The organism is Aeromonas fluvialis (assembly GCF_000819885.1).
Lineage (GTDB): Bacteria > Pseudomonadota > Gammaproteobacteria > Enterobacterales > Aeromonadaceae > Aeromonas > Aeromonas fluvialis.
The window spans coordinates 1-6,661 of the sequence record NZ_CDBO01000017.1; the positions used below are offsets into that span (position 1 = coordinate 1).

Sequence of the window (6,661 nt, forward strand, 5' to 3'; positions counted from 1 at the left end):
CTTTTCGAGGCTATCGACTAGGCTTTCTGCGTTGCCGCTTGCCCTGTCGATGGAGGCGCATTATAGAGACCCTGCTCACATTAGCAAGGCTTTAAAGCAATTAAATTGCAAAAAAGTGCACTTTTTTAGTTATTCATATCAACACACAGCCTTTATACAGACTTATCCACAGAGCTGTGTGGGATCAGGGTGTTTCGCTGGCATATTCCCCTGATTGCCCCCCACCAGCTTGCGACTGGCCACCCTATGCCCCCCTGCTCCGCTTCTGCCATAAAGATATATACAGAAGGATTGAGCTCAAACCGGCTTCGTTGACCCAAGATGCCATCAGTTCGATGGCGGGCAGCGCACGACAGCCCGATAGATTCTGCCCAGCCCACAGCGGCGAAAAGCCGCTGTCCACCGCCTTTTCGGCGGTGGCTGATGGCAGAAGAAGTTGATGCTAAATGGCCCAAGACCACTTTGGGCAAGACGTACCAGTTCGCTACGCAACTCGGCTGGCGTGAGCATGGCCGCAGGCAAGGACCCAAGCCACCCGCGCGAGTCACGGCCAGCGCCAGCGCGCTGTCCTGCACTCCGGCCATCGGTGCCTGAATAATGGGGTAACGTATCCCCAGCTCGCCAAACGAACTCATTCGACCACCACTCCCTGCAGGGCCCGCGCTGTCGGGCCAAACCGGTTGTTGCCATCCATCTGTCAGATTCCTTTCCAATCCGTCATTGCACATCAGGCCCGCGAGGGGCCTGATGAAGATAAGGTGTCAACGCACACTGCGCAGCAGGAAGTCCGGCTGACCACAGGAGTGGCGCTCGCGCTTTTGCATCTCGGCGGAGCAGGTGACCGCATCCGTCCCCTCTTTATTGACGCAGATATAGATCTCCCGCAGAAAGCGGCCACCATCGGCGCAGGCCACCGTGATGTTGTCGGGAGCCAGCCACTCGTTGCCGCTCGCCAGATCGGCCTTGAGCTGGAAGCTGCTTTTGCGCAGCGGCTCTTCCGGGGATTGATAGGCCGCCGGGATTTTCACCTTCTGGCGCAGGTCGCTAGCCAGCTGATGAAAGTCGCTCTGGCTCAGGCCGGCGCAGGTACCGTGCTTCTCCCACTCATGGCGATAGAGAAAACGGCTGGGATAGAGCCCGGTAAACTCACTCTCCATATCGGGATCGAACCGCTCGCGGGTACAACTGCTCGGGTAGCCGCTGATACTGGGGCCAGAGACCGTGCAGCACAAACCCCAGCTTGCGGGAACACTGGTTCCGATCGGCCGGTTTGACGGCGCAATACTCGGGCGACCAGGAGAGTGCCATGGCGTAATAGTCAAATTCACCGGCCTCCCCTTTGGCCAGAACGGCAGAGGAGAACCAGGGGGCCAGCAGCATGCCGAGCAGCACAACAGTCTTCTTCATCTTGGTATCCAGGGTTATGCAAAAAATGGCGAAAGGGCCGTTTCACCCTCGGGAACAGCCATGCCCCCATATTTTCCCAGAGGAAACACCCTGCCTGGCGCAGGCTACTTGTCGGAGTCAGACCAGTAAAGGGTTTCCCCTCCCGACGCCAAGGCGTAAGCTGTCTTTCCGGCGGGCCCGCACGTCCGGCCTGTTTCCCGTCCGCTTTCTTCTTCAACAGGATGTACCATGATCCGCAAGAATCCCTCCGGCCATCTGCCTGTCATCGACGAATCCGCCTATATCGACAAGACCGCCATCATCTGCGGCAAGGTGATCATCAAAGAGAATGTCTTCGTCGGCCCCTATGCGGTGATCCGCGCCGACGAAGTGGATGCCAACGGCGAGATGGAGCCCATCGTCATCGGCGCCAACTCCAACATTCAGGACGGGGTGGTGATCCACTCCAAATCCGGCGCCGCCGTCACCATCGGCGAGTACAGCTCCATCGCCCATCGCAGCATAGTCCACGGGCCGTGCGAAGTGGGGAACCGGGTCTTTATCGGTTTCAACAGCGTGCTGTTCAACTGCCATATCGGCGATGGCGCCGTGGTGCGTCACAACTCGGTGATCGATGGCTGCGATCTGCCGCCGGAGTTCTACGTCCCCTCCACCACCCGCATCAATCAGCAGAGCGATCTGACCCATATTCCGCGGGTCTCGGTCGATGCCGCCGAATTCTCCGAAGACGTGGCTCACACCAATATCGATCTGGTCAAAGGGTACAAGGCGCTTTCCAACGAGTTCTGATCCTTTTCTTTAATTACCAGACAACAAAACGGGCGCCGAGGCGCCCGTTGCTATTTCTCTCTCTACTTATATATGTGCGGCTCAAGAGCACGTCTTCAGGCTGATATGCCAGTTGGCGCCCGATTGCACCTGATACTTGGCGGCGAAGCTGTCCATATTCAGTGCTACCGACACCTGTAGCAGGCTGTTGAGGTAGACCAGCGGCTGTCCTTCTGGCACATCGCCGAAGCTGCTGACGTAAGGCGCCTTGCCGTCATATTTGACCACATCCCCTTCGCTGATCTTGATGCAGGCGGTATCCCCCTTGTTGATCCCCGCCTGGGTGAGCAGGGCATCATCGATATTGCTCCAGACGTTGCCATACTGCACATCGAGGATCGGGATGGTGCCCTTGAGGGAGCCATCTTGCTCGGCTACCGCAGGCTGATAGGGGATCTTCACCACCTCGGCGGGCAACTGCGGGCCCACCTGCTCATAGCTGATGGCGCCGGAGGCAAGCCGTGCGCCGGTGTAGGCGTACACATCGCGGCCGTGGAAGGTGTAGGACTTCTCCGAACCCTTGAGACGATTGAGCTTCTCGTCGATCTGGCGCACCGCCTCGATGCCGAAGTGCTCGGCCACCAGAGTCAGGGTGCCGTTGTCCGGCGTGACGATATAGTGGCCGCTCTTGGTCTTGAGCACCACCGACTTGCGATCGGTACCTACGCCGGGATCCACCACGCTGACAAACACGGTCCCCTTGGGCCAATACTGCAGAGTCTGGTAGAGGCGGTAGGAGGCTTCCCAGATGTTGTAAGCCGGGATCTCGTGGGTCAGGTCGTAGAGCGGCAGGGTGCGATCCACCCCGAAAGCGACCCCCTTCATGGCCGACACGGCCCCATCCTTGAGGCCGAAATCGGTCTGGATCACCAGCGCTTCGTTGGCGGCGGCGATGCCACTGGCCAGCATGAGGGCAAGCGCGATAGCGCGAGGAGCGGTGCGAATATCCATATCTGAACTCCTGAATCATCTGAGGATAACGAAACGGCAACAGCAATTTAGACATCCAGACTGCCACCAATGGATTTTTTTGCAAGAGGTTTGCAACAAAGTGAGGGACGACTCGCTGAAATTGTGTTCGCCAAACGGCGACGGCGGGAGTATTAAAGGCAGAATCAAAAAACGTTTGCAATACAGGCGCTCAGTCCCATGACACCACCCATACCGGAGACGATAACCCTGCTGCCGGAGGTTGGTGAACAGAGCAGCCAGGTCTGGCTGAGCGGCCCCGTCACCCTACCCGCCGGCCTTTGGCCAGCTCGCTGCCATGGCGGAAGGGGATCCCCTCGCTGCCAGCTTGCTGCCCCGCGACGAGCACTTTGCCGCCGTGCTGCTGATCGTCAGGGAGTGGCTGCATCATCTGGCAAGCGAGAGCGTGCTGATCGTGGAGTAAGGGTAAATTAAGTGGTGAGGGCTTCAGCTTCTGGCAAGGTTTGTCGGTGGATCCTGTCGGGATGTCCTCCGTGTATACTTTGCCCGTATCGCGACTGCGCCCCTATCGGTACTTCACCCAGGCTCCTATGACCTTATTTTCAGGTAAATCCCCAACCCTTTACTGGCCATCGGCGTCTGCTCGCCAGTTCATCTTCAAAGTGCTCGGAGTGGCCCTGCTCGCCCTGACCGGATTGGGCTGCGTCTTCTATTACACCTATCAGAGCCTGCGGCACGATATGGATCTCATCACCGCCAAGCAGAAGAACGTGTTCGAGGTCTTCTATCAGCGGGCCAAGATCCTCGAGGTGGAGAACATCACCAGCTATCTCGCCTACCAGCGGTCGCAGGAGTCCCCCAACCACCTCGTACGCAACAAGCCAAACACCAACTACCTCTATAGCTACGACCTGAGAAGCAAATACCGCTTTGCCGATATTCCGCTGCAATACCCGGCTGCCAATATCCTCAACACCTTCCGCTATGCCCTCTCCTATCCGGAGGTGATCAATATCTACACCATCAGGAATGACTACCGGCTGATCGGCATGGTGGCCGACAACAATGTTCTGCCCGCCAGACTGACGCCGATCACGGTGGATCTGATGACCCTGCCAGCCTGGTATCACTACTTCGGTTGTGCCGGCTTTGCGCCCGGCCGCCCTTTCTGCAGCGCCGATGAAGCCTTTGTCTCCGATATCGAGATCGACAGCTTCAGCATGCGCAACACCATAGTGATGTACTTCCCCTTCATCCATCAGTCGGGGCGCGGCGGTTACCAATACGGGCTGCTCGGTATCGACATCGCCGTCGATGACGCATTTAACGATGTGCTGCGACCCTTCGACACCATCAACCCGACCCGCACCAACATATCGTTTGAAGCCGCCGAGCCCTGCCACCCGAGGCATCTCTGCCTGAGCAAACCCTTTATGCGCACCAAGGCGGGGGAAGATCTCTATCTGAAGTGGTCCTACAGCTGGTTCGATTTCGTCAAGCTGGCCCTGCAAAGTGCTGCCTTCAAGGTCTATCTCATCGTGCTGTTACTGGGCATGGTGGCCTGGAAGCAGCTCTATCTGCGGCTGCGCACCCTGGCCCACACCGACCACCTGACCCGGCTGCCGCGCCGAGATATTCTCAGCCAGAGTCTGCTCCACGAGCACGACTACCTGATGCTCCTCGATATCGACAACTTCAAGTCGATCAACGACACCTATGGCCATGGCGTCGGGGATCTGGCACTGGTCGCCTTTGCCCGCCACCTCAGAAGCAATATCCGCAAAGTGGATAGCGCCATCCGTTGGGGCGGCGAGGAGTTTATCGTGCTGTTCAATGGGATGGAGAATGACGAGATGATGATCCACTCCGCTGGCCGCCTGCTGGATCGACCATTGGGGATCCCCGAGCTGCCCACCCCCATCACCTTCTCCGCCGGGGTGATCCGCATTCGCGACTACCTCACCATCACCGAGGCGGTGCATCTGGCCGACGAACTGCTCTACCATGTCAAACAGCACGGCAAGCACAACATCGCCTGCTACACGGGCAAAGAGATCCGGCTGATCCGCCCGTTGCCGGACGACGCAGAGTCATAGCCGCCTTCTGCCGATCCCCCTGCTTCTGTTACCATCGCGACCACGATGATTGTGTCGTTGTGGCCGCTGGCCACGATAACCCCATACTGGTGCCTTCTATGTCCATTGCCTCTTTTGCCGAACTGGCCCTGTCCCCCCGTCTGCAGCAGACCCTGAGCGAGCTCGGCTATGCCGCCCCCACCCCCATTCAGGCTCGCGCCATCCCGGTCATTCTGGCGGGGCGGGATCTGATGGCGGGCGCCCAGACCGGCACCGGCAAGACCGCCGCCTTTGTGCTGCCTCTGCTGGATCAGTTGCTAACACAACCGCAAGAGGAGTCCCCGCGCCCCATCCGTGCGCTGGTGCTGGTGCCGACCCGCGAGCTGGCGGTGCAGGTCGCCGAGAGTGTGGCGCGTTACGGTCAGGGCACCGGTCTCACCAGCACGCAAGTCTACGGCGGGGTGAGTATCGCGGCGCAGGTTGCGGTGCTTCAAGCCGGGGTGGATCTGCTGATCGCCACCCCGGGCCGCCTGCTCGACCATCTGCGTCAGGGTGCGTTGAGCCTTGATAGCCTCCGCCATCTGGTGTTTGACGAAGCGGATCGCATGCTCGACATGGGCTTTATGGACGAGATCAAGGCGCTGCTCAAACAGATCCCGGCGGATCGCCAGACCCTGCTCTTTTCGGCCACCTGCGATGACAACCTGTTTGCCTTGAGCAAGGTACTGCTGCGTGACCCCGAATTAATTGAAGTGGCACCGCGCAACACCACGGCGGCCGAGGTGGAGCAGCGGGTCTACACGGTGGACAGCGATCGCAAGCTGGCGCTGGTCGAGCACATGCTGAAAGTGAAAGGGTGGGCACCGGCGCTTATCTTCAGCCGCACCCGACAGGGGGCTGACAAGCTGGCCCAGCAGCTCGGCAAGGCAGGCATCAATGCGCTGGCCTTCCACGGCGATCTGTCGCAAAGCGCGCGGGAAAAAGTGCTGCTGGAGTTTCGCGCCGGTACCCTGCAGGCGCTGGTCGCCACCGACGTGGCGGCCCGCGGCCTCGATATCTCGGATCTCAGTTATGTGATTAACCTTGAATTCCCGTTTGTGGCGGAGGATTACGTCCACCGCATCGGTCGTACCGGACGCGCGGGCAACAAGGGGCTCGCTATCACCTTGTTCAGCCCGGAAGATGCGCCGCTGTTGGAGAAGGTGGAGGCGGTGCTCGACACCCGCCTGCCCCAGCAGTGGTTCCCGGGCTTTGAGCCGGATCTGACCCGCTTCGAGCCCGAGCCGCGCCGCAACAGCAAGGCCGCCCAGAAGCAGCGCGCCAGAAAGCAGGCACTCGCTGGCAATAAGGGTGGCAAGGGCAGGCGTTAAGCCACATCTGCGTAAGCGCCGTTAAATCGACGTACTTGCCCTAACGGTATT

5 protein-coding genes and 2 pseudogenes are annotated in these 6,661 nt (G+C 59.3%); 4 read left to right on the top strand and 3 right to left on the bottom strand.

Features of this window, described 5'->3' with window-relative positions; translation table 11 throughout:
• Positions 1–399: 399 nt before the first annotated feature.
• Both BN1125_RS19475 and BN1125_RS04770 read right to left on the bottom strand, forming a co-directional pair.
• Positions 400–635 (bottom strand): annotated as a pseudogene (locus BN1125_RS19475) (nitronate monooxygenase); the annotation flags it as partial.
• Positions 636–761: 126 nt separating this feature from the next.
• Positions 762–1,407, bottom strand: a pseudogene (locus tag BN1125_RS04770) (ribonuclease T2 family protein).
• A 228-nt stretch (positions 1,408–1,635) separates the two neighbouring features.
• On the opposite strand from BN1125_RS04770, the gene BN1125_RS04775 reads away from it, so the two are divergent.
• Positions 1,636–2,196: a gamma carbonic anhydrase family protein gene (locus tag BN1125_RS04775; protein ID WP_033138393.1), complete on the top strand. Its 561-nt coding sequence runs from the start codon at positions 1,636–1,638 to the stop codon at positions 2,194–2,196.
• Between the two features lie 81 nt (positions 2,197–2,277).
• Here BN1125_RS04775 and BN1125_RS04780 read toward each other — a convergent pair whose 3' ends face one another.
• The gene (locus tag BN1125_RS04780) at positions 2,278–3,186 is read right to left on the bottom strand and encodes an SAM hydrolase/SAM-dependent halogenase family protein (RefSeq protein WP_042010985.1); all 909 of its coding nucleotides are present in this window, start codon (positions 3,184–3,186) and stop codon (positions 2,278–2,280) included.
• A gap of 316 nt (positions 3,187–3,502) precedes the next feature.
• Here BN1125_RS04780 and BN1125_RS19655 point away from each other — a divergent pair, with 316 nt between their 5' ends.
• From BN1125_RS19655 to BN1125_RS04790, 3 genes are all read left to right on the top strand, one after another.
• Positions 3,503–3,628, top strand: a complete 126-nt coding sequence (locus BN1125_RS19655; RefSeq protein ID WP_280136062.1) for a hypothetical protein — start codon at positions 3,503–3,505, stop codon at positions 3,626–3,628.
• 127 nt (positions 3,629–3,755) lie between these two features.
• Complete coding sequence (locus BN1125_RS04785; RefSeq protein WP_042010986.1) at positions 3,756–5,261, top strand: GGDEF domain-containing protein; 1,506 nt, start codon at positions 3,756–3,758, stop codon at positions 5,259–5,261.
• Positions 5,262–5,359: 98 nt separating this feature from the next.
• Entirely contained in the window at positions 5,360–6,610 is a 1,251-nt protein-coding gene (locus BN1125_RS04790) for a DEAD/DEAH box helicase (protein ID WP_042010987.1), read from the top strand.
• Positions 6,611–6,661: the final 51 nt, after the last annotated feature.